Below are 22,997 nucleotides of genomic sequence, written 5' to 3' on the forward strand. Positions count from 1 at the left end.
GGTACCGCACTGCTTGCCAAGGTCGGTCTCGAACGTGCAGGGCCGACACGATGACGGCGGACTGGCAATCGGCACTCGAACGCGCGCGGGCGCATGCCCCGTTTCTCCGGCGGGCGCTGGAACGCCAGCCCGAGTTGGCCGAATTGCTGGCGCGGGGCGCGGGGGAGGAAGCGCTGGCCTTCGCTCGGCAGGTGAGCGATAGCGCTGCGGCCGCGACCGCGTTGCGGCGCGAGAAGCTGGCGCTGGCGACGGCTCTCGCGATCGGCGATCTCGCCGGAGCGTTTCCGCTTCTGCGCGTCACCGGCGAGCTGTCCGATTTCGCCGACCGCGCGCTAGACCGGGCGATGGCGACGGCGGTCGAGCGGCGCGTGGGGGAAGGTTCGACCGCCGGGTTCATCGGGCTGGCGCTTGGCAAGCATGGCGCGCGCGAGCTCAATTACAGCTCCGACATCGATCCGATCCTGTTGTTCGATCCCGATCGCCTGCCCCGCCGCGACCGAGATGAGCCGGGCGAAGCCGCCCAGCGCTACGCCCGCGAAGTGGTACGGCTCCTCTCCGACGCGACGGCGGAGGGGTACGTCTTTCGCGTCGACCTGCGGTTGCGCCCGGCGTCGGAAGTCAGTCCGCTCGCCATCCCGCTGGGCGCAGCGTTGACCCATTACGAAAGCCTGGCCCTGACGTGGGAGCGCGCGGCGTTCATCCGCGCACGGGCGGCAGCGGGGGACATCGCTGCGGGCGAGGACTTCCTCGCCGCTATCCGCGCGTTCGTGTGGCGGCGCAGCCTCGATTTCGGAGCGATAGAGGAAATCTCGCGCCTGACCGCGCGCATCCGCGAGGCGAACGAAGGCCCGACCGCGCCCGGACCCGGCTTCGATCTGAAGAAGGGGCGCGGCGGCATTCGCGAAATCGAATTCTTCGTCCAGACGCACCAGCTGGTGCATGGTGGGCGCCAGCCGTCTCTGCGCGTGCGTGGAACGCGGGCCGGGCTGGATGCGCTGGCGCAGGCCGACCTGATCGCGGGGGAGGATGCGCGCTTGCTGGGCGACGCCTACGACCGGCTGCGCACGGTGGAACACCGCGTGCAGATGATCGACGATCGTCAGACCCACGTCCTGCCAGACGGGGCCGCGCTGGACGGTGTCGCGCGGCTCGACGGGATGGCGGACGCCGGGGCGTTGCTGCGCGATCTGTCCCATCATTGCGCGATCGTCGGTGAACGTTTCGACCGACTGCTGGAGACGACGACCAGCCCAGCCGATGCCCAGACGGCGGGGAATATCGCCAAGCTGGTTACCGATGCCGGGATCAACGAAGCGGGCCGGGTGGCGGACCGTATCGAGGGCTGGCTGGACGGCCGGTATCGCGCCTTGCGCAGCACCGGGGCGAAGGACGCCTTCCGCGCGATCGTGCCGCATCTCGTCGAGGCGCTGGGCGAAGCGTCCGATCCAGATCAGGCGCTGCTGCGCTGGGAGCGGTTACTGGCCAATCTGCCTAGCGCGATAAACCTGTTCCGCCTCCTCGATGCGCGGCCGGGGCTGTTCGATCAGCTGTCGCGCATCCTGTCGCTTGCGCCTCCGCTGGCCGATGCCTTGGGTCGCCGCCCCGCCTTGCTCGACTCCCTGATCGACCGCACTGCCAGCGACCTGCCACCCTCGGTGGACGACATCGCGGGGCGCATGCGCCCGGTGGAGGCTGATGCCTCCTACGAAGTGAGGCTCGATCGCATCCGGGTCGTGACCGGCGACTATCGCTTCGCGCTGGGTACACAGCTGATCGAGGCTACGCAGGATCCGCTTGCCATCGCGGCGGGGCTCGGCCGAGTGGCAGAGGCCGCGCTGGTGGTGGCCTGTTCGGCAGCCGAAGAAGAGTTCGCGCAGGCGCATGGCCGGATCGAAGGCGGAGAGCTGGTGGTGCTGGGCCTCGGCCGGTTCGGAGGGAAAGCGCTGACCCACGCCTCGGACCTCGATCTGGTGTATCTGTTCACCGGTGACCATGGCGCCGAAAGCGATGGCGAGCGCCCCTTGGGTGCCACGCTCTACTTCAATCGGCTGGCCCAGCGGGTAACCGCCGCGCTGAGCGTGCCGACCGCGCAAGGGGCACTGTACGAGATCGACACGCGGCTGCGACCGCAGAGCAATCAGGGTCCGCTCGCCGCCAGCCTCGACGCCTTTGCCCGTTACCAGGGCGAAGACGCGTGGACCTGGGAGCACATGGCCCTGACGCGCGCCCGGGCGGTGGCGGGCTCCCCGGCGGCCCGCGCGGCGGTGGAGACGGTGATCGACCGCGCCCTGCGGCAGGAGCGTGCGCCGGAGGAATTGCGCGACCGGGTGCTGCGAATGCGGGACGAGATGGCCCGCCACAAGCCGGCTGGCGGGCCGCTGGATGCGAAGCTGGCGCGCGGCGGACTGGTCGATCTGGAGTTCCTGATCCATTATCTGCAATTGCGCGATCACGTCGCTTTCGACCCGCATCTCGGAACGGCGTGCGGAATGCTGGCAGAGCAAGGATTGGTGCCCCGCGACCTGTGCGAGGCACATGATTTTCTCACGCGCCTGCTGGTGGCCGCGCGGCTGCTCGCGCCCGATCTCACGATCCCGACCGGACCGGGCGGCGCGGTGCTGGCACGGGCCTGCGGTTGCGAATCGCCGACCGCGCTGCTCGACAGGCTGGCGAATGCGCGCAGGACGGTGGCTGCCGCGTGGTGCGAGACCTTCGGACGCGAACTGGAACAGGAGGAGCGATGATGGACACGATGCTGCAGCCGGGAGACACGATCCCCGATATAGCCATGGAAACGCCCGATGGCGGTAGCGTGAAGCCATCCGACTATCTTGGCCGCAGGCTGGTGCTGTTCTTCTATCCCAAGGACAATACGCCGGGTTGCACGACGGAGGCGAAGGACTTCACCGGGATGAAGTTGGAGTTCGATAACGCCGGGGCGGCGATCCTTGGTATCAGCAAGGATTCCCCGCAGAAGCATCGCAATTTCATCGCCAAGCACGAGCTCACCGTTGATCTTGCCACCGATGCCGAAGAAGGGGGCCTGTCCGACGCGCTCGGCATCTGGACCGAGAAGAAGATGTACGGAAAGACCTTCATGGGGATGGTTCGCACCACCATCCTGCTCGACAAGAGCGGCAGGGTGTTGCGCGTCTGGCCCAAGGTAAAGGTCAAAGGACACGCGCAGGAGGTGCTGGAGGCGGTACGCGCGGCGTGACCGAGCGGCCGCTGCCCTCTCTCGGCCACGCGATCCGCGATGCGCTGTTGACCGGCGAGCCGGAAGCCAAGGTCATGGCGGCGCGCAAGGTCGCGCGCGACTGGCGGCTGGGGCGGCTGGATTGGCGGTTCGACGCCGCCATGCCTGACAAGCCGGCGCGACCGGTCTCGCCCGAACTGCTGGCTCCTGCCCAGATGCCCAAGCGGCGTGGTGGTTCGGCACACGGGCGAATCGCGCTATGGCATGCGCTGGCGCATATCGAGTTCGTGGCGATCGACCTCGCGCTCGACATGGTCGGGCGCTTCGGCGGGGAGCGGCCGCGTGGTTTCACCGACGATTTCCTCTCGGTCGCGGCGGACGAGGCGATGCATTTCGCGCTGCTGGCGCGCAAGCTCGTCTCGCTCGGCAGCCATTACGGTGCCTTGCCGGCGCATGGCGGTCTGTGGGAGGCGGCCCGATCGACCAGCGACGATGTCGCAGCCAGGCTGGCAATCGTGCCGATGGTGCTGGAAGCGCGGGGTCTGGACGTAACGCCGGCTACGCTTGCGCGGGTGCGCGCGGCAGGCGACGAACATGGAGCGCGCATCCTTCAGCGCATCCTCGACGACGAGATACGCCATGTCGCTTTCGGAACGAGGCACTTCGAAGAAATCGCTCGAGAGCGAGGCGAACTGCCCGAAACGCTGTGGCAAGACTATGTGAAAACGCGGTTTTCAGGACGTTTGAAAGCACCGCTCAACGATTCGGCGCGCCTTTCAGCCGGTCTATCGCGTAGCTATTACGCAGCTATTGTATCTTAAACGATCCGCCGGTTAACCCCCTTAACACGCAAGGCGGGATCGGGTTCCCGCTTCAGTTTGGGGTCTCGGCGGCCTGGTCTCTGGATCGACCGGTTGCCGGTTACGGCATGGCAAAAACCTCGTTCATGCCGGGACGAAAAAGGGACGGGTCTTACATGCAGAGCAAACTCCTTCTCGCGAAGAGCGTGGCAAGTGCGTGCATTGCCGCTGCGGCAATTGTCGCCACACCGGCAGCCGCCAACAGCAGTGCCGCAGCCGTGGATTTCTCCGAAAGCGTGAAGGATGCGGGCTCCCCGCTCGGCAATGGCGACCAGCAGTTCCAGGAACTGTTCGCTTCGTGGAAGTCGCAGGACGCGTCGAATGGCGGGGTGGTCGTCGAGCCGGCCGTTTCTGTGCCGTCGCGCATGCCGCTCGCCGATGCGCGCCTCACCAGCTCCTTCGGTATGCGCAACCACCCGGTCCTGGGCCGGATGCGGCAGCACAAGGGTATCGATCTCGCGGCCCCCAGCGGTACGCCGGTTTACGCAACGGCTGACGGGATCGTCGAACGGGCCGACCGCTTCTCCAGCTACGGCAATTATATCGCCATCGATCACGGCGGCTCGCTCGAAACGCGCTTCGCCCACCTGTCGGGCTTCGCGGTCACCGCCGGCGAGCATGTGACCAAGGGGCAGTTGATCGGCTATGTCGGCAGCACCGGTCGTTCCACCGGGCCTCATCTGCATTACGAAATCCGCGTGGCCGGCCAAGCGGTCAATCCCATTCCCTACATGGTCGAAACCGATGCGCAGACGGCCTTTGCGCTGGTCGAGACCCCCGGGGCGCAGGGTGGCGGCGAAGAGGACTGACCTGCTTTAGCTAGCACCAGAATTTTCAAGAGGCGGCGCGGGGCAACCCGGCCGCCTTTTTTCTTGCCCGTCATCCGTTGCCGCGCAACACTGATCGCGGGAGAAACGGATGCATCCGATCACGCACGCGGCCGAGCGGCCCGACCACCCGGCGATCATCATGGCCGCAAGCGGCGAGACCGTGACATTCGGCGAGCTCGACACGCGCGCCAACCGCTGGGCGCGGCTGTTCCGCCACAGAGGCCTTGGATCGGAAGACCGGGTCGCGGTGCTGATGGAGAACCGGCGCGAATATCTCGAAATACTATGGGGCGCGCAGCGTTCGGGAATCATGCTGGTGCCGCTCTCCACCCGCCTCGCGCGGCCCGAGGTCGAATATATCCTGCGCGACGCCGATGCGAAGCTGCTGCTCATCTCACAGCATTACGCCACTCGCATGGGCGATCTGGCGAATGTCTGTCCCGTGCTGGGCCTCGAAGGCGATGATGTGGACGCGCAACTGGCCACGTTCGACGACGGGCCGATCGCGGATCCGGCTCCAGGCCAGGTCATGCTCTACAGTTCGGGCACGACCGGGCGGCCCAAGGGCATCGTCCCGCCCCCGCCGCCGAGCGACGACGTGCAGGCGACCAATCCGCTGGTGGCTCTCGCCGTCCATGGCGTGGGCATGCCGACCGATGGCAGCATCGTCTATCTCTCGCCCGCGCCGCACTATCATGCCGCTCCGCTCGGCTGGTGCGCGACCGTGCACCGGCTGGGCGGTACGATCGTCGTAATGGAGAGCTTCGATCCCGCAGAAGCGCTGGCCGCGATCGAGCGCTATCGCGTCACCGACAGCCAATGGGTGCCGACCCATTTCGTGCGCATGCTCAAGCTGCCCGAGTCCGAGCGGACCGCACACGACCTGTCCAGCCACCGCCGGGCGATCCACGCGGCGGCACCGTGCCCGGAAGTGATCAAGCGCGCGATGATTGACTGGTGGGGGCCGATCCTGGTCGAATATTATGCCGGTTCGGAAAGCGTCGGCATGACCATGATCGGCAGCGCCGACTGGCTCGATCATCCCGGCAGCGTCGGGCGGGCGCTCTACGGCCGGGTCCATGTCTGCGGGCCGGACGACGCTGACCTGCCGCCGGGCGAGAACGGTCTCGTCTATTTCGAGAACGACCGCATTCCCAGCTATCATAACGATGCGGAGAAGACCGCCTCCGCCCTCAATCGCCACGGCTGGATGACGCTGGGGGATATCGGCCATCTCGACGCGGATGGATTTCTCTACCTAACCGACCGGGCGAGCCACATGATCATCTCTGGCGGGGTCAACATCTACCCGCAGGAGGTCGAGAACCTGCTGGTCGGCCATCCGGCGGTGGCGGACGCGGCGGTGATCGGCGTGCCGGACCTCGACCTGGGCGAGACGGTGCTGGCGGTGGTGCAGCCGCTCTCGATGGACGATGCGGGACCCGCCCTGGCTCAGGAACTGCTTGCCTTCCTCGAACCGCGGATCGCGCGGATGAAGCTACCGCGCCGGATCGAATTTCGCGCCGATCTGCCGCGAGAAGCGAACGGCAAGCTCTACAAGCGCGAATTGCGCGACGAGTATGCCGCACGCGCCGCCGCCGGTTGATCAGGCTTCGGCGAGCAGACGCTGCGCGATGGCGCGCACTTGCGCGCCCATGTCCTCGCGCTCCAGCGCCAGCGCCAGCGTCGCCTCGACGAAGCCGGTCTTGCTGCCGCAATCGTAGCGCGCGCCGTCGAAGGTGACGGCGTGGAACGGCTGGTTGCCGATCATCTTGGCCATCGCATCGGTCAGCTGAATCTCGCCGCCCGCACCCTTCTCCTGATCTTCCAGCACGCGCATGACCTCCGGCTGGAGGATGTAGCGGCCCGAGATGATCTTGTTCGACGGCGCTTCGGCCACCGGCGGTTTCTCGACCAGTCCGGTCACCTCGGTCAGGTCGCCATCGACCTTGCCCGGTGCGATCACACCATAGCTCGATACGGTTTCCTCAGGCACTTCTAGCACGCTGATCAGGTTTCCGCCGACCTTTTCATAAGCATCGACCATCTGCTTCATGCAGCCGCCGCGACCCTGCTTGTGCGCGATCATCAGCTCGTCGGGCAGGAAGATCGCGAACGGCTCTTCGCCCACAATCGCGCGGGCGCACCAGATCGCGTGGCCGAGGCCCAGCGGCACTTGTTGGCGCACGGTGATGATATCGCCCGGCGTGGCGCGGGTCGAATCGAGGATCGAGAGATCCTTGCCCCGCTCGCTCATGGTCGATTCGAGTTCGTAGGCGATGTCGAAATGCTCGACGATCGCGGTCTTGCCGCGCCCGGTGACGAAGATCATCTGTTCGATCCCCGCCTCGCGCGCCTCGTCCACCGCGTACTGGATCAGCGGTCGATCGACGATCGCGAGCATTTCCTTCGGAATGGCCTTGGTCGCGGGGAGGAACCGGGTGCCGAGCCCGGCGACGGGAAACACCGCCTTGCGGATGGGTTTGTGCGCGTTCATGGCGCCAATCGATAAGGCCAGACGCGCCCTGCGGTCAATCGATCGCTGCCGCGCGACCGGGGTCCCGCTTGTTTTGCGCGTGCAGGTCGGTAAACCGCCGCGATGGACAAGCTACGCATCATCGGCGGCCACCGCCTTTCCGGCACGATCCCGATTTCCGGGGCGAAGAACGCCGCCCTGACCCTGATCCCCTGCGCCCTGCTGACGGACGAGCCGCTCACGCTGCGCAATCTGCCACGGCTCGCCGATATCGACGGCTTCCAGCACCTGATGACGCAGTTCGGCGTATCGGTGAACATCGCCGGCAAGCGGCCGGAGGATTTCGGTCGCGTGGTAACGTTCGAGGCGACGCGGCTGACCAACACCGTCGCGCCCTACGATCTGGTGCGCAAGATGCGCGCCTCGATCCTGGTGCTCGGCCCGATGCTGGCGCGCGCGGGCGAGGCTACCGTGTCGCTGCCCGGCGGCTGCGCGATCGGCAACCGCCCGATCGACCTTCACCTGAAGGCGATGGAGGCGCTGGGTGCCGAGATCGAGCTGGCTCAGGGCTATGTCCGTGCGCATTGCCCCGACGGCGGACTGCCCGGCGGCGACTTCACGTTCCCCGTGGTGTCGGTGGGCGCGACCGAAAACGCGCTGATGGCGGCGGTGCTGGCCAAGGGCCCGACGCGCCTTTCCAACGCGGCGCGCGAACCGGAAATCGTCGATCTGTGCAACCTCCTGACCGCGATGGGGGCGGAGATCGAGGGCGTGGGCGGCTCCGACCTCACGATTCACGGCGTCGACCGATTGAACGGCGCCACCTACAAGGTGATGCCCGACCGGATCGAAGCCGGCTCCTACGCCTGCGCCGCCGCGATCACGGGTGGCGAAGTGCGGCTGGAAGGTGCCGATGGGGAAGAGATGGGCGCGACCAACCATGCCTTGCGAAATATCGGCGTCGAGGTGGAGGCCGACAAACGCGGGGTTACCGTGCGCGCGGATGGGCGGCTGAAGGCGGTCAAGCTGTCGACCGCGCCCTATCCCGGCCTCGCCACCGACATGCAGGCGCAGCTGATGGCCCTGCTGTGCCGGGCGGAAGGCACCAGCGTGCTGAACGAGACGATTTTCGAGAACCGCTACATGCATGTGCCCGAACTGAACCGCATGGGCGCGCATATCGAGACCAACGGTCGCACCGCGATCGTCCACGGCGTCGATCAGTTGACCGGGGCCGAGGTGATGGCGACCGACCTGCGCGCCTCTATGAGCCTGGTGATCGCCGCCCTCGCCGCGCAGGGCGAGACGCTGGTCCGCCGCATCTATCACCTCGACCGGGGGTACGAGCGGCTGGAGGAGAAGCTGCAGCTCGTCGGTGCGGAGATCGAACGGATCGGCGACGACTGAATTTCGATCGGGTCGGACCCATTGCGGCCTCTCGCTCGTTCGGGAGGAAACACTTGCAATGGAGGCATTTATGGGCCTGATCAGGACGGCACTCATCGGTACCCTCGGCTATCTCGGCTACAAGGCGTACAAGAAGAACCAGGAAAGCGGCGGCGTCGCCTTTGCCAGCGGGCAGACCGGCAATCACCGTGATGCGGGGCCGGAGGCAATGGGCGACAAGCCGGTCCGCAGCTGGAACAAGGCGGACGAGGAAAGCGACGAGAGCTTCCCCGCCAGCGATCCGCCCGCCAATTACTGACCATCGGTTTTGGCGCGCAGCGCGCCGACCAGCCAGATTCGGATCGCGCCGGCAAGCCCAGGTGGGTTGTCGGCGCGAATTCGTTCCGCATCGATGCGCGCGACCAGCGCATTAAGCGGCATCTCCTCATGGGTCGCTGCGTCGCGCAGCATGTCCCAGAACACGGGCTCCAGGCTGATAGAGGTCTTGTGCCCTGCGATCTCGACCGAGCGCTTGACCGGGGGATGGTAGGGCGAAGGCTCCGCCATCACTCGCGGTCCGGCCCCAGCATCGCTTCGGGCCGTACGATGCGATCGTAGTCCACGTCGCTGACCTTGCCGCTGGCGATCGCCGCCTCGCGCAGCGTGATGTCCTGCTCGTGAGCGGTCTTCGCAATCTTAGCCGCGGCATCGTAGCCGATCTCGGGCGCGAGCGCAGTCACCAGCATCAGCGAATTGTCGACCCCGCGCCGGATGTTGTCCCGCCGCGGCTCCAGCCCGGCGAGCAGGTGCTGCGTGAAGCTGTCGCTGGCATCGGCGAGCAGGCGCGCGCTTTGCAGGAAAACATGCGCCATTAGCGGGCGATAGGTGTTCAGTTCGAACTGCCCCTGGCTGTCGGCGAAGCCCAGCGTCGCCTGGTTGCCGTGCACCTGCGCGCACACCTGCGTCAACGCCTCGACCTGCGTCGGATTGACCTTGCCCGGCATGATCGAACTGCCCGGTTCGTTCGCAGGCAGCGACAGTTCGCCCAGGCCCGAGCGTGGCCCGGAGCCGAGCAGGCGGATGTCGTTGGCGATCTTGTAAAGGCTCGCCGCGACCGCCGCGATCGCGCCGTGGAGGAACAACAGCGCGTCCTGCCCGGCCAGCATCGCGAACTTGTTGGGCGCGGTGCGGAACGGCAGACCCGTCGTCTCTGCGATCCGCTCCGCCACGCTTTCCGCAAAGCCCTTCGGCGCGTTGAGTCCGGTGCCGACCGCCGTGCCGCCCTGCGCCAGCGCGTAGATGCCTGGCAAGGCCAGTTCGATCCGCTCGATCCCCTCGCCCACCTGGGCGGCGTAGCCGGAGAATTCCTGCCCCAGCGTCAGCGGGGTTGCATCCTGCGTATGCGTGCGACCGATCTTCACGATGTCGTCCCATTGCTCGGCCTTGCTCGCCAGATCGTCGCGCAGCCGGGCGAGCGCGGGGATCAGCTGCCCGGTGACCTCCAGCGCCGCAGCGATGTGAAGCGCGGTGGGGAAGGTATCGTTCGACGACTGGCTCATATTGACGTGATCGTTGGGGTGCACCGGGTCCTTCGCCCCGCGCGTGCCGCCCAACGCCTCGCTGGCGCGATTGGCGATCACCTCGTTCGCGTTCATGTTGGTCTGCGTACCCGACCCGGTCTGATAGACGACCAGCGGGAATTCATCGTCCAGCTCCCCCTCTGCCACCGCGCGCGCCGCCTCGGCGATGGCATCGGCGCGCCGGCTGTCGAGCCCGCCCAGCGACTCGTTGGCACGCGCCGCCGCCTCCTTGATGATGCCCAGTGCGTGGATCAGCGGGGGCGGGATGCGATCCGCCCCGATGCGGAAATTCTCCTTCGACCGTTGCGTCTGCGCGCCCCACAGCCGGCCTGCGGGCACCTCGATCGCGCCCATCGAATCGGTTTCGCTGCGGGTATCTGTCATGGTCGGGGCTCCTCGGGCGATTGCGGGTTCACAAGGCTCAACGCGAGGGGGGCGGGGTAAGGTCCGGGAGCGCGGATGGAACGCCGACCGGGCCGCTTTGCAAAACTTTTCGGCGGGTATGTTCCGGCGAATTTTCAATCGCTTGCGCGCCAATCCCGGGTGTTCGACTGTCACCTTGGGCTAGGGCCGGTGGCCGCGCATGATTGTTCGACGTGAAACGCTCCGGTCATGCGGTCAGTCTATGCGGACGGCGTGAAGTAGGAAACGCTCGCAGCCGGCGGCGAAAGAGTATGGCTGGAACGTTCAGTCGCGCCTGACGGTGGCGGTGGCTTTGTCGAGCATGGCGCCGACGGAAAAGGGCGCGCGCAGATATTCGCGGCGCCAGCCGGGCCGGAAACGATCGAGCATTTCCCCCTCGATCGCGCCATAGACGTAAAGGGCGCTGCGTTTCCACATCGCGATGCCGGTCCGGTCGATCGAGCGCAGGCTGACGGCCAGGCCGTTCTGCCGTTCACTCGCGATGTGGGCGACCGCGGGATCGGACGCGGCCGCAAGCCACACGAGCTGGATTTCCGACCAGCGCGCGATCCCCTCCTGCCCGATCTGGAACTCGAAATAGAGCGCCTGCTTCGGGTCGAGCACCCCCTTGAATGCCTTGCGCGCCTGCACATAGGCGACGAACGCCCGCGCCGCCTCGTCGTCGGACGCGGCGGTAAGAAAGCGCTCCCCCGCCGCGTTCATTCCTGCCAGCCGCTCCGCCACGCGCGGATCGTCGTAGGGGAACGGGTAGTCCAGCATCCACTGCGCGCCGGTCTCGCCCATCGCATCGGTTACCGCGGCGACGGCATCGGCATAGCCGGGCAGACTCCATTGATACTGGTGGAATGCTTCGTGCAGGAAAGACACCTTCCATTCCGCATCGTCGATCCCGATCGCTTCCGGTGTGCCGACCTCGATGACGCTTCGCCCGTCCAGGTCGCTGGCCGCCAGAAGATCGAGCGGCAGGGTGCGGGGCCGCCCCTGCATCGCGCAGCGCGTGATGGAATCGAAGCCGAGGGGCGCGAACCCCTCGACCGGCGGGCTGCAGAACAGCGTTTCGGTGTCGTCCTCGACCAAGAGGACCGGCAGGGGCGCTTGCGAGAAGCCGTCCCAGATTGCCTCGCCGTGCTGCCGCACTGCTGCCTGCCCGTCGCGGATCAGGCGGCGTTCGGCCTCCACCGGTAGATGCGCCGTGGCAAGAGCCACGGACGCCGCTAGCAAACCGAGCATCACGTTCCCCTCGATGCATGCCCATCAATGCAGGGTCGGGGGTGAAGTTAGCTTGCGTCCCGCCGCCCGGGAAGCGGCAATGCGCCCACCATCAATACATGTGCTGTCCGCCATTGATGCTCATGGTGGAGCCGGTGACGAAAGCCGCGTCCTCGGAGCACAGGAAGGAGACGCCGCGCGCGATTTCCTCCGCCTTCCCGAGGCGGCCGACGGGGATCTTGGCGACGATCTTCTCCAGCACCTCGTCCGGCACGGCGGCGACCATGTCGGTGTCGATATAGCCCGGCGCGATCGCGTTGACGGTGATCTTGAACCGGGCGCCTTCCTGCGCCAGCGCCTTGGTGAAGCCGTGGATGCCCGATTTCGCGGCGGCGTAGTTGACCTGACCGTACTGGCCCGCCTGCCCGTTGATGGAGCCGATATTGACGATCCGGCCCCAGCCGCGCTCCTTCATGCCGGGGAAGCACGCCTTGGCCATGTTGAAGCAACCGCCGAGATTGATCCGCATGACTTCGTTCCAGTCGTCGAAGCCCATCCGCATCAAGGTGCCGTCGCGCGTGATGCCGGCGTTGTTGACCACGACATCGACGGGGCCGACTTCCTCGGCCACCGTCGCGCAGCCGGCCTGCGTCGCCTCGTGGTCGCCGACGTCCCATTTATACGTCGCGATGCCGGTCTCGTCGGTGAACTTGCGCGCCGCCTCGTCATTGCCGGCGTAATTGGCGACGACGGTGAAGCCGTCCGCCTGCAGTTTCTCGCAAATCGCGCGGCCGATGCCCCGCGTGCCGCCGGTGACGATCGCTACCTTGCCCATGCACTATCCTTTCCCGATTGCGGCCCCCGTCTGCTGGCGGAGTGCCTTCCGGGTGGGATGGTAAACGCTACGCAAAGCGCGCGATAGGGGCTAAAACCGGGAAATCGCGCGGGTCTTGCCGCGCGGCGCGATCAGAAACGCAGCTGCGTTCCGACATAGACCGACTGGTTGTCGGCGGCCCCGTCGGTCAGCGGGGTCAGGCGATCGCGTTCCTGAGACAGGCGCACGCCAGCGGTCACGTTAAGATTGCCGACGATGCGATAGGAACCGCCCAGATCGACGCTTTGTTCGGCCATCCCCTCGATCGTGCGCGGCGCGCGCCCGGCGGGACGTTCCTGTTCCAGCGAGATGCGCGGCTGGAACCGGCTCGGCTTGTCCGCGTGGCCGGTATCGGGCCGGTAGAGCGACAGGTCGGGCATCTGGATGCTGGACACGCCCGGCGGCAGCTTGCTGGCCGGCTTGGCGAAACTCTGATACCCGCGTGCGATCCCCATGTCGTATTCGCTCGCCGCCACTTCGACGGACCGCTTGCCGGGCTTCGCCGCGGAATCGATGGCATTGCGAACCGAAATGGCGCGGGCGGTCTTGTCATCCAGCCGCACCGCGACGTTCACCCGGCGCTCCACCGCGTCGTCGCCCCCCGCCGGGGTGAAGCGCATGGTTTCGCGCGAGGCGGTGAACCGCTGGGTCGCCTTGGACGCGAGGGACGGATCGACATTGGCGGCGGCGAAGCCGCTCGTCTTTTCAGCCATCGGGGCCAGCACCACGCTGGACACGGCGAGCGCGGTGCCGGGCAGCGCCAGAGCGGCCGCGCCCAGCGCCAGCGCCGGAAAGGCGCGCTTGCGTAGCTGCGATAGTCGATCGGCACGCATGGCTAAAACGAACATCCCCTGTAGGCCTACGCTCAACCTGACGCTTCCCGCGATGAACGGTTCCTGAGCATCGGGCGGGCAGATCCTGTTGCTGGTCGAAAAGGTAGGGCGCGCCGGGATGCGTTGCCAGTGCTTTTCCACAGGGGGCGACCGAATCCCGGTGCAGGTGTGGCGATTCGCCCACAAGACGGATCGTGCGGAGGATATTCACGCCTGGTAAAGCCGCCGGAGCCGCAGGAAGGCGTGCTCTTGCCTTGCCGCGCGATACGATGCGGTTATAGAGGCGGGACGACCGGTTACACTTATGACAGCGGACATCGCCCGAAGCATGACATTTTTCCTCTCCCCCCGCCGTACCCCGATTCGCATCGTCGTCGCGGGGGCGCTGCTCGCAGGATTGGCCGCATGCGGCGGCGGGCGCGATCTGCCGCGCGGCGACCTCGCCGCCAGCCAGGTGACCACCATCGGCGTGAATTCCTATCTCTGGCGCGCCGCGCTGGAGACGGTGAGCTTCGCCCCGCTGCTGCAGACCGACAGCGCGGGCGGGGTGATCGTGACCGACTGGTACGCCAATCCGCAGAATCCGGGCGAGCGGGTCAAGCTGACCGTCTCGATCCTCGATTCCGATCTGCGCGCCGATGCGGTGCGGGTCGCCGCCAGCCGCCAGGTGGCGCAGGGCGGTGCCTGGGTCGATGCCCCGGTGCAGGCGGCCACGGTGCAGAAGCTGGAAGACATCATCCTGACCCGCGCGCGCGACCTGCGGCGCGAGGCCATCGCCGGCTAATCCGCCACCACTTTTAATACCGTCCAACCGGGGGCAGCATGACCGAACAGCGTTTCGACCCGTCCGTGGCCGACGGGCGCTGGCAGCGTGCGTGGGAGGAGGCCGACTGCTTCCGCGCCGATTCGGCCAGCGACGCGCCGAAATCCTATATCCTGGAGATGTTCCCCTATCCCAGCGGGCGCATCCATATCGGCCATGTGCGCAATTATACGATGGGCGACGTGCTGGCGCGCTACAAGCGGATGCGCGGGCACGCAGTGCTGCACCCGATGGGCTGGGACGCCTTCGGCATGCCGGCGGAGAACGCGGCGATGGAGCGCGGCGTACATCCGGGCGGGTGGACGCGCGACAACATCGCCAACATGAAGGCACAGCTGAAGCGGATCGGCTTCGCGATCGACTGGAGCCGCGAGTTCGCCACCTGCGACCCGGAATATTACGGCCACGAGCAGGCGCTGTTCCTGGCGCTGTACGAAGCCGGGCTGGTCTATCGCAAGGAAAGCACGGTCAACTGGGACCCGGTCGACATGACCGTGCTGGCGAACGAGCAGGTGATCGACGGCAAGGGCTGGCGTAGCGGTGCGGAGGTCGAGAAGCGCAAGCTGGCGCAGTGGTTCCTGAAGATCACCGACTTCGCCGACGAGTTGCTCGAGGGTCTCCAAACCCTCGACAAATGGCCCGACAAGGTCCGGCTGATGCAGGAAAACTGGATCGGCAAGTCGACCGGGCTGCAGTTCCGCTTCGCGCTGTCGAACGGGGATGATGTCGCGGTCTATTCGACCCGGCCCGACACGATCTTCGGCGCGAGCTTCGTCGCGGTCGCGCCCGACCATCCGATCGCGCAAGGGGTGGCGGCGAACGATGCGGAGGCCGCCGCCTTCGTTGCGGAATGCAAGCGTGGCGGCACCACCGCGGCGGCGCTGGAGACGATGGAGAAGAAGGGCTATCGCACCGCCATCACCGCGGTGCACCCGATCACCGGCGCGGACCTGCCGGTCTTCATCGCGAACTTCGTGCTGATGGATTACGGCACCGGTGCGGTGATGGGCGTGCCGGGGCACGACCAGCGCGATTTCGACTTCGCCAGCAAATACGGCCTGCCGATCCTGCGCGTGGTCGCGGGCAAGGACACCGCCGCCGACGCCCCGCTGACCGAGGCTGAGGCGGGCGAGGGCGTACTGGTGAACTCCGCCTTCCTGAACGGCATGGCGGTCGAGGACGCGAAGGCGAAGATCGTCGCGCGCGCCGAGGACGATGGGTGGGGCGAAGGCCAGACCGTCTGGCGCCTGCGCGACTGGGGCGTCTCGCGCCAGCGTTACTGGGGCACGCCGATCCCCTTCATCCATTGCGAGAAGTGCGGCGTGGTGCCGGTGCCCGCCGATCAGCTGCCGGTCGAACTGCCCGAGGATGTCGATTTCCAGACGCCGGGCAACCCGCTCGAACGCCATCCGACCTGGAAGCATGTCGCCTGCCCCGAATGCGGCGGCGAGGCGGTGCGGGAGACCGACACGCTCGATACCTTCGTCGATTCGAGCTGGTATTTCCTGCGCTTTGCCAGCCAGCCCGCCGACAAGCCGTTCGACCGGGAAGAGGTCGAGAAGTGGCTGCCGGTCGAACAATATATCGGCGGCATCGAACACGCGATCCTGCACCTGCTCTACGCCCGGTTCTGGACCCGCGCGCTCAGGCACATCGGCATGATCGATTTCGCCGAGCCCTTTGCCAGCCTGTTTACGCAAGGCATGGTGACGCACGAGACCTATTCGCGCGAAGAGGGCGGGCGCACGGTCTATTACGCGCCCGACGAGATCAGCCGCGAGGCGGAGCGCGCGCTGCTGAAGGACGATGGCGGCGAGGTCGAGATCGGTCGCGTGATCAAGATGTCGAAGTCGAAGAAGAACACGGTCGACCCCGACGCGATCATCGCCCGCTACGGCGCGGACGCGGTGCGCTGGTTCATGCTGTCCGACAGCCCGCCGGAACGCGACCTGCCGTGGTCAGAAGCCGGGATCGAAGGGTGCGCGCGCTTCGTCCAGCGTGTCTGGCGGCTGCTCGATACGGTCGATGCGGGCGCGTCGGGCGAGGACATCGCCCTGCGCCGCAAGCTGCACCAGACCGTTGCCGCCGTGGCGGAGGATGTGGAGGCCTTGTCCTTCAACAAGGCGGTTGCGCGGATCTACGAACTGGTCTCCGCGGTCGAAAAGGCGCAGCCGAGCGCGGATCGGGCGACCGCATTGCGCGATCTGCTGCTGCTGGTCGCGCCGATGATGCCGCATCTGGCAGAGGAAGGGTGGGATCGCCTTGCCGCGACCGAGGGGCTGATCGCGCAGGCGCGCTGGCCTGAGGTCGACCCGGCAATGCTGGTCGAAGACGAGGTGACCATCGCCGTCCAGCACAAGGGCAAGCTGCGCGATACCATCACGGTGTCCAAGGGCCTGCCGAAGGAAGAGTTGGAGGCGCTTGCGCTCGCCAGCGAGAAGGTCCAGCGTTCGATCGATGGTGCCCCCTTGCGCAAGGTGATCGTCGTGCCCGACCGGTTGGTGAATATCGTCACGTGAAGCGCTCGCTCGCCCTCAACGGCGCGCTGCTGCCCGTCACCCTGGTGCTGGCGGGCTGCGGATTGCAGCCGCTCTATGGCGGCGGGGCAGGCAGTGTCGCCGCGCGCGGCTTGTCGCAGATCGAGGTCGGGCCGATCGCGGGCGAGGCGGGCTGGCTGGTTGCCAATTCGCTGCGCGACCGCCTTGGCGCGGGCGGCACGGCTGCCAGTCCGCGCTATCGCCTCGACGTGCGGCTCGACGATCAGCTGGAGGGGCTGGGCCTGCTGGGCGACGATTCGATCGGGCGCGAACGGCGGACCTTGCGGGCGCGCTATCAGCTGGTCGATCTCGCTTCGGACGAGATCGTGATCGACGCCACCGCGGGATCCGATGCGGGGATCGACGTGGTGTCGAGCGAATATGCCGTCATCGCTGCGGAGCGCACCGCACTGGAGCGCCTGTCGACGGAGGTCGCCGACCAGATCGTCACCCGGGTCGCGCTGACCCTGCGCGAAGGGCGATGAAGGCCACGCAGAAGGATTTCGCCGCCACCGCGAGGAAAGCGGCGAGCCAGTGCTCCGTCTTCTTCTTCTGCGGCCCCGACGAAGCGGGCGCGAGTAGCGCCGCCGACACCATCCATGCGCTGTTGAGCGAGCCCGGCGAGCGAGTCGAGCTGAGCGGTGGCGAGATCAAGCGCGATCCGGTGCTGCTGGGCGACGAGGCACGCTCCACCTCGTTGTTCGGCGACAGGCGGCACATCCTGGTGCGCGCCAATGGCGACGAGGCGCATGATGCCCTCGACAATCTGCTGAAGGGCGAGGGCGAGACGTGCCCGGTGCTGGTCGTCGCCACCGGGGCCACCGACAAGTCGCGCACGGCGAAGCTGCTGGCCAATCGCCCCGATGCGCTGGTCGCGATGTTCTATCCGCCCGAGCTGCGCGACTTCGTGGGCACGGTGCGCGACATCGCCGATGCGGCGGGACTGCGGCTGGCGGGCGATCTAGCCGAGCGGGTTGCGCGCGCCGCGGGGATGGACCGTCGACTGGCGCAGACGGAGCTCGACAAGCTGGCGCTCTATCTCGATGCCTCGCCCGCCACGCCGCGCGACGTGCAGCCTGTCGACTGGGACGCGATCGGCGCGAAGACCGAGGAGGAGGGCTTCATGCCGCTCGTCAACGCCGCGCTCTCTGGCCAGGTCAAGCGCCTGCCGGGCGAGCTGGCGCGGATGCGCGAGGTCGGGCTCAACGCGGTGGCGGTGGCGCTCGCCTGCGAACGGCGCGCGGCGCAGCTGGCGCAGCTGGCGGCGCGGTTGGGGGGGGAGCGGGACATCCCTGGCTTCATCCAGGGGGAGAAACGGGCGCGCCGCGTGTTCTGGAAGGACGAGCGCGACCTGATCCAGCAATTGCGCATCTGGCGGGGCAAGCGGCTGGAGCGGCTGGTCGAGCGGCTGACCGCGCTGCACCGCAACCTGCTGTCCAACAGCCAGTCGGCGGAGCTGCTGCTGGCGCAGGAGCTGACCGAGATCGCCCGCTTCGCCGCGCCCCGGCCCTGAACCCGCCTAGTTCCTGTCGGGCACCGAGAAGCTGCCCGTCACCCGCCCGTTCGACCGGCTGACGCCCGGCTCGTCGCCCACCGGCGAGGTGCCCTGCGCGCTGCCATCGACGCTCGACAAGCCGCTGTCGAGATCGATCGTCAGCCGCCCGCCGTTCAACGTGTCGCCGCCGCGGTTCAGGCGCACATTGCCCGCCATGGTGATGATGTTGCGATTGAAGTCGTAGATCGCGAGATCGCCGCGCGCACGCTCGTTGCCGCGCTCCACCGTTACGCCGCCGGTGGCGGTGATGCGCTGGATGCGCAGCCCCCCGGCATCGGAGTAGTTCACGATGGTGCGCGCCGCGCGCAGTTCCAGTCCGGCCTGGTCGATCACCACATTGCCTGACAGGACCACGCGGTTCTGGCGATCCTGCAGCTCGATCCGATTGGCGGCGTAGTTCACCGGCGCGTTGGAATTATGGCCCGCGATCGCCTGCGCCTTCAGCGCGATCCCGCCCGCCAGCGCGCAGGTGGCGAGGAAGCCGAGCGCGAAAGAGCGCATCGCGGTCCGGTGCAGGGCGATGTTGTTCACGGAGTAGGGGCGGGTCATGGCATCCTCATCTTGCCCGGCACCATGCGCAGCCGCGCGTGCCCGTCAAGCGCGACGGTGCGCGCATCCAGATCGGCCTCCAGCCGGTCGGCGGAAAACGTCCCCGCCGGAACCGAACCTTCGACCCCGTCGCTGCCGGTGACCGTCTTGTCCCCGACATCGATCGAAACCCCGCGCGCGACGAAGCGGTAGCCGTCGGCCGCCGTCACGTTCAGCGCGCCCGCGACGTTCAGCACCTGCTGCGACAGATCGTAGGCCCCACCCGGTGCGAGCAGCCGCGCGGGACCGCCCGACAGCAGGATGCGCCCGACCACGGTGTCGAGCCGCACGATCCCCTCCGCGCTCGATCGCTGGTTCGCGTCCTTCGCCATCAGCGAGAAGGGCCGCCCTTTATCGTCCGCCCCGCGATACAGCGCGTTCTGGACATCCAGGCGGTCGTTGATCTTCGCCACCTTGTCGCGGTCGAGGAGGAAGGACACCTCCCCGCGCGGGGTCAGCGGGCTCATCACCATCAGCGCGGCGACGACGCCCACGCCCATCGGCAGCGCGATGGCCAGCACGCGCACGAGCTTGTCGTGGAAGCCCCCGGGCGTGGCGAAACGCTGGCGCCCGCGGCGCAGCTTCTTGGCGTCCTCGGTCTCGATCCGGCGTTGGGTGTGCGTGGGGCTCATCGGGCCGGGCTACTCACTCGTGGCTGAATATGTCCTTGTCCTCCCACCCGGCGATGTCGAGGCGTGCGCGGGTGGGAAGGAAATCGAAACAGGCCTGCGCGGTTCCGGTGCGGCCCTCGCGCTCCAGCCGCTCCGCAAAGATATTTCGCAGCCGGTGGAGATAGCGCACGTCGGAGGCGGCGTAGTCGCGCTGCGCATCGGTGATTACCGGCGCGCCCCAGTCGGAACTCTGCTGCTGCTTGGAAATGTTCTCGCCCAGCAATTCCTCGACCAGCATCTTGAGCCCGTGGCGGTCGGTATAGGTGCGGGTCAGCTTGCTCGCGATCTTGGTGCAGAACACCGGCGCGGCGGTGACGCCGAGATAATATTCGATCGCGGCGAGATCGAAGCGCGCGAAGTGATACAGCTTCACCCGCTCGGGGTCGGCCAGCACCGATTTAAGGTTCGGGGCGGCATAATCGCTGTCGACCGCGAAGCGCACCAGATGCTCGTCCCCGCCGCCGTCGCTGATCTGGACCAGACACAGCCGGTCGCGCCGCGTGATCAGGCCCATCGTCTCGGTATCGACCGCGACCGGCCCGTCGCCCAGCGCATCGGCGGGCAAGTCTTCTTCGTGGAAATATACTGCCATGGGGCCGAGCCCTAGGACCAATGGGGAAAGAGGGGAAGGGGCGATGGTGCGCCTGCGAAACGCGCGCTAGCACCTGCGGCATGGCCGACACGCTCCCCGAAAGCTGGCGCGATGCGCTCGCCCCCGCGCTCGATACGCCGGAGGCGCGGCGGCTGGGCGGCTGGCTGCGGGCGGAGGAGGAGGCGGGCAAGGCGATCTACCCGCCGCGCGGGCAAAGGCTGCGCGCGCTGGAGCTGACCCCACTCGATGCGGTGAAGGTCGTGATCCTGGGGCAGGATCCCTATCATGGGCCGGGGCAGGCGATGGGGCTGTCCTTCTCCGTGCCCGAGGGGGTGCGCGTGCCGCCGAGCCTCACCAACATCTACAAGGAGCTGGCGAGCGATTGCGGCATCGCCCCGCCCGCCGGGGGTGACCTGACCCACTGGGCGCGGCAGGGGGTGCTGCTGCTCAACAACACGCTGACGGTGGAGGCGGGGCAGGCGGGCAGCCATGCCGGGCGCGGCTGGGATGCTATCACCGACGCCGCCGTGCGCGCCGTGGCACAGCGCGATGTGCCCAGCGTCTTCATCCTGTGGGGCAGCCACGCGCAGAAGAAGGCGGGCCGGATTGACGGTTTGCGTGGGGGGCGCGAAGGGTGCCGGCATCTGGTGCTGGCCAGCCCGCACCCCAGCCCCCTGTCCGCCCATCGCGGCTTCTTCGGCAGCCGCCCGTTCAGCCGTGCGAACGCGTTCCTGGAGGAGCGCGGGCGCGGCGCGATCGACTGGGGTGGAACACCAACCGGGGGTGTTTGAAAAACTTTCGACGGCGTATTTAGGTATGTTTTTGAAAGTCTTGGCCGAGAATTCCGGTGTGGGCGAGTCAACTTCGCCGGTCGGCTCATGATGGCTGCGATATAGGGCGGTGAAGGCGAGGTCCGACATGGGCTTATCCTCTCACGCCGGATGCCCTGTAGGACAGCTGCCAAGTGGAATGCCCTCACACCCGTCGCCCCGGACCTGATCCGGGGCCGGTGCTTCTAAGAGAGCAAGGTCGGACGGCGATCCGCCGCGTCAGCCGAACGCAGCACCGGCCCCGGGTCCAGCCCGGGGCGACGATGATTTATCGGCTGTGCAATACAGCGCGCCCTAGCGCGGCAGGTCGGTGTGCCCCATTAGCGCCTCGTCCACGGCGGCGGCGCATTGGCGGCCTTCGCGGATGGCCCAGACGACCAGCGATTGCCCGCGGCGCATGTCTCCGCAGGCGAAGATGCCGGGCTCGCTGGCGGCGTAGCCTTTCTCGTCCGCGTGGACGTTGCCGCGTTCGCTCAGCGCGACGCCCGCGCGGTCGAGCAGGCCGCGCTTCTTCGGCCCGGTGAAACCCATCGCGAGCAGGATGAGGTCTGCGGGCAGGGTGAATTCGCTGCCCTCGACCTCCTGCATCTCGCGGTCCTTCCACTCGACCCGCACGCATTCGAGGCCGGTAACCGTGCCGTTCTCGGCGACCACCCGCTTGGTCAGGACGGCCCAGTCGCGGTCGGCCCCTTCCTCGTGGCTGCTGGAGGTGCGCAGCTTCAGCGGCCAGTGCGGCCAGGTGGTGGCCTTGTCTTCCTTCTCCGGCGGCTTGGGCATGATCTCCAGCTGGGTGACGCTCTTCGCGCCCTGCCGGTTGCTGGTGCCCACGCAGTCGGAGCCGGTGTCGCCGCCGCCGATCACGATCACGTGCTTGCCGGTCGCGGTCAGGCTGCCGCGCGGGGCGGCGCGAACCTCGTCATCGCCCGCATTGCGCTTGTTCTGCTGAGTCAGGAATTCCATCGCCAGCCGCACGCCGGGCAGTTCCGCGCCGGGAATGTCGAGCCTGCGCGCTTCCTCCGCGCCGCCCGCCATCACGATGGCGTCGAAATTCTCGCGCAGGGCGGAAAAGCTGACGTCGACGCCGACCTCGGCGCTCGTCTTGAACACGACCCCTTCGGCTTCCATCTGCACGGCGCGCCGGTTGATCAGGTGCTTTTCCATCTTGAAGTCGGGAATGCCGTAGCGCAGCAGCCCGCCGACGCGGTCGTTCTTCTCGAACACGGTCACCGCGTGGCCGGCGCGCGCTAGCTGCTGCGCGCAGGCGAGGCCGGCAGGGCCGCTGCCGATCACCGCGACCGACTTGCCGGTCTGCGTTTTCGGCAGCTGCGGGCGGATCCAGCCCTCTTCCCACCCGCGATCGACGATGGCGCATTCGATCGCCTTGATCGCCACCGGCTGGTCCACGATGTTGAGCGTGCACGCCGCCTCGCACGGGGCGGGGCAGATGCGGCCGGTGAATTCGGGGAAATTGTTGGTCGAATGGAGGACCGTCAGCGCGTTCTTCCAGTCGTCCTCGTAGACCAGGTGGTTCCAGTCCGGGATGATGTTGTTCACCGGGCAGCCGTTGTGACAATACGGGATGCCGCAATTCATGCAGCGGCTGGCCTGCCCGCGCAGCGTGTCGTCGTCGAACGGGACGGTGAATTCCTTGTAGGTCTTCAGCCGCTCCTCGGGCGGGATCGACGTGCGCTCCTGCCGGTCGAGTTCGAGAAATCCGGTTTCCTTGCCCATGTC

General features: G+C 67.3%; 22 protein-coding genes. 12 read left to right on the forward strand and 10 right to left on the reverse strand.

Going from position 1 to position 22,997, the window contains the following annotated elements:
* Positions 1 to 50 precede the first annotated feature (50 nt).
* The 5 genes from glnE (at position 51) to MKP08_RS04290 (ending at position 6,492) form a co-directional block, all read left to right on the forward strand.
* Positions 51 to 2,744: a bifunctional [glutamate--ammonia ligase]-adenylyl-L-tyrosine phosphorylase/[glutamate--ammonia-ligase] adenylyltransferase gene (glnE, locus tag MKP08_RS04270; RefSeq protein WP_241555029.1), complete on the forward strand. Its 2,694-nt coding sequence runs from the start codon at positions 51 to 53 to the stop codon at positions 2,742 to 2,744.
* A complete protein-coding gene (locus tag MKP08_RS04275; RefSeq protein WP_241555533.1) occupies positions 2,744 to 3,217 on the forward strand; it encodes a peroxiredoxin in 474 nt (157 codons plus the stop codon). Before glnE ends, MKP08_RS04275 begins: the two co-directional genes overlap by 1 nt.
* Positions 3,214 to 4,017, forward strand: a complete 804-nt coding sequence (locus MKP08_RS04280; RefSeq protein ID WP_241555030.1) for a ferritin-like domain-containing protein — start codon at positions 3,214 to 3,216, stop codon at positions 4,015 to 4,017. The genes MKP08_RS04275 and MKP08_RS04280 overlap by 4 nt, the downstream gene beginning before the upstream one ends.
* A gap of 155 nt (positions 4,018 to 4,172) precedes the next feature.
* Positions 4,173 to 4,865, forward strand: a complete 693-nt coding sequence (locus MKP08_RS04285; RefSeq protein WP_241555031.1) for a M23 family metallopeptidase — start codon at positions 4,173 to 4,175, stop codon at positions 4,863 to 4,865.
* 109 nt (positions 4,866 to 4,974) lie between these two features.
* On the forward strand, positions 4,975 to 6,492 hold the full coding sequence (locus MKP08_RS04290; RefSeq protein ID WP_241555032.1) for an acyl-CoA synthetase: 1,518 nt from the start codon (positions 4,975 to 4,977) through the stop codon (positions 6,490 to 6,492).
* On the opposite strand, the gene galU is transcribed toward MKP08_RS04290, so the two are convergent.
* Positions 6,493 to 7,383 carry a UTP--glucose-1-phosphate uridylyltransferase GalU gene (gene galU / locus MKP08_RS04295; protein ID WP_241555033.1) on the reverse strand — a complete coding sequence of 297 codons (891 nt, stop codon included), beginning with the start codon at positions 7,381 to 7,383 and terminating at the stop codon, positions 6,493 to 6,495.
* A 102-nt stretch (positions 7,384 to 7,485) separates the two neighbouring features.
* Here galU and murA point away from each other — a divergent pair, with 102 nt between their 5' ends.
* Together murA and MKP08_RS04305 are read left to right on the forward strand one after the other, a co-directional pair.
* Positions 7,486 to 8,769 carry a UDP-N-acetylglucosamine 1-carboxyvinyltransferase gene (gene murA / locus MKP08_RS04300; RefSeq protein WP_241555034.1) on the forward strand — a complete coding sequence of 428 codons (1,284 nt, stop codon included), beginning with the start codon at positions 7,486 to 7,488 and terminating at the stop codon, positions 8,767 to 8,769.
* A 70-nt stretch (positions 8,770 to 8,839) separates the two neighbouring features.
* The gene (locus MKP08_RS04305) at positions 8,840 to 9,067 is read left to right on the forward strand and encodes a hypothetical protein (RefSeq protein WP_215229691.1); all 228 of its coding nucleotides are present in this window, start codon (positions 8,840 to 8,842) and stop codon (positions 9,065 to 9,067) included.
* Here MKP08_RS04305 and MKP08_RS04310 read toward each other — a convergent pair.
* The 5 genes from MKP08_RS04310 to MKP08_RS04330 form a co-directional block, all read right to left on the reverse strand.
* Positions 9,061 to 9,315, reverse strand: coding sequence for a ribbon-helix-helix domain-containing protein (locus MKP08_RS04310; protein ID WP_241555036.1), 255 nt, complete (start codon positions 9,313 to 9,315; stop codon positions 9,061 to 9,063). The two genes, MKP08_RS04305 and MKP08_RS04310, sit on opposite strands and share 7 nt — an antisense overlap.
* A complete protein-coding gene (fumC, locus tag MKP08_RS04315; protein WP_241555037.1) occupies positions 9,315 to 10,712 on the reverse strand; it encodes a class II fumarate hydratase in 1,398 nt (465 codons plus the stop codon). The genes MKP08_RS04310 and fumC overlap by 1 nt, the downstream gene beginning before the upstream one ends.
* 303 nt (positions 10,713 to 11,015) lie before the next feature.
* A complete protein-coding gene (locus MKP08_RS04320) occupies positions 11,016 to 11,981 on the reverse strand; it encodes a hypothetical protein (protein ID WP_241555038.1) in 966 nt (321 codons plus the stop codon).
* Positions 11,982 to 12,072: 91 nt separating this feature from the next.
* Positions 12,073 to 12,795 carry an acetoacetyl-CoA reductase gene (phbB, locus tag MKP08_RS04325; RefSeq protein ID WP_241555039.1) on the reverse strand — a complete coding sequence of 241 codons (723 nt, stop codon included), beginning with the start codon at positions 12,793 to 12,795 and terminating at the stop codon, positions 12,073 to 12,075.
* Positions 12,796 to 12,926: 131 nt separating this feature from the next.
* Positions 12,927 to 13,667, reverse strand: a complete 741-nt coding sequence (locus MKP08_RS04330) for a hypothetical protein (RefSeq protein ID WP_241555040.1) — start codon at positions 13,665 to 13,667, stop codon at positions 12,927 to 12,929.
* Between the two features lie 328 nt (positions 13,668 to 13,995).
* On the opposite strand from MKP08_RS04330, the gene MKP08_RS04335 reads away from it, so the two are divergent.
* The 4 genes from MKP08_RS04335 to holA are packed head-to-tail and all read left to right on the forward strand — an operon-like array spanning position 13,996 to position 18,540.
* Complete coding sequence (locus MKP08_RS04335) at positions 13,996 to 14,451, forward strand: DUF3576 domain-containing protein (protein ID WP_241555041.1); 456 nt, start codon at positions 13,996 to 13,998, stop codon at positions 14,449 to 14,451.
* A gap of 38 nt (positions 14,452 to 14,489) precedes the next feature.
* A complete protein-coding gene (leuS, locus tag MKP08_RS04340; RefSeq protein ID WP_241555042.1) occupies positions 14,490 to 17,009 on the forward strand; it encodes a leucine--tRNA ligase in 2,520 nt (839 codons plus the stop codon).
* Complete coding sequence (gene lptE, locus MKP08_RS04345) at positions 17,006 to 17,512, forward strand: LPS assembly lipoprotein LptE (RefSeq protein WP_241555043.1); 507 nt, start codon at positions 17,006 to 17,008, stop codon at positions 17,510 to 17,512. Before leuS ends, lptE begins: the two co-directional genes overlap by 4 nt.
* Entirely contained in the window at positions 17,509 to 18,540 is a 1,032-nt protein-coding gene (gene holA, locus MKP08_RS04350) for a DNA polymerase III subunit delta (RefSeq protein ID WP_241555044.1), read from the forward strand. Before lptE ends, holA begins: the two co-directional genes overlap by 4 nt.
* A gap of 6 nt (positions 18,541 to 18,546) precedes the next feature.
* On the opposite strand, the gene MKP08_RS04355 is transcribed toward holA, so the two are convergent.
* From MKP08_RS04355 to MKP08_RS04365, 3 genes are read right to left on the reverse strand one after another with little or no spacing between them, the layout of a single operon-like run.
* Positions 18,547 to 19,131, reverse strand: coding sequence for an LptA/OstA family protein (locus tag MKP08_RS04355; RefSeq protein WP_241555045.1), 585 nt, complete (start codon positions 19,129 to 19,131; stop codon positions 18,547 to 18,549).
* Positions 19,128 to 19,802, reverse strand: coding sequence for an LPS export ABC transporter periplasmic protein LptC (locus MKP08_RS04360; RefSeq protein WP_241555046.1), 675 nt, complete (start codon positions 19,800 to 19,802; stop codon positions 19,128 to 19,130). Before MKP08_RS04360 ends, MKP08_RS04355 begins: the two co-directional genes overlap by 4 nt.
* Positions 19,803 to 19,815: 13 nt before the next feature.
* The gene (locus tag MKP08_RS04365; RefSeq protein WP_241555047.1) at positions 19,816 to 20,433 is read right to left on the reverse strand and encodes a ribonuclease D; all 618 of its coding nucleotides are present in this window, start codon (positions 20,431 to 20,433) and stop codon (positions 19,816 to 19,818) included.
* 80 nt (positions 20,434 to 20,513) lie between these two features.
* Here MKP08_RS04365 and MKP08_RS04370 point away from each other — a divergent pair, with 80 nt between their 5' ends.
* The gene (locus MKP08_RS04370; protein ID WP_241555048.1) at positions 20,514 to 21,224 is read left to right on the forward strand and encodes a uracil-DNA glycosylase; all 711 of its coding nucleotides are present in this window, start codon (positions 20,514 to 20,516) and stop codon (positions 21,222 to 21,224) included.
* Between the two features lie 333 nt (positions 21,225 to 21,557).
* Here the strand turns inward: MKP08_RS04370 and MKP08_RS04375 are convergent, their stop codons facing one another.
* Positions 21,558 to 22,994, reverse strand: coding sequence for a glutamate synthase subunit beta (locus tag MKP08_RS04375; protein WP_241555049.1), 1,437 nt, complete (start codon positions 22,992 to 22,994; stop codon positions 21,558 to 21,560).
* Between the last annotated feature and the right edge of the window lie 3 nt (positions 22,995 to 22,997).

This window comes from Erythrobacter sp. LQ02-29 (assembly GCF_022576075.2).
Lineage (GTDB): Bacteria > Pseudomonadota > Alphaproteobacteria > Sphingomonadales > Sphingomonadaceae > Alteriqipengyuania.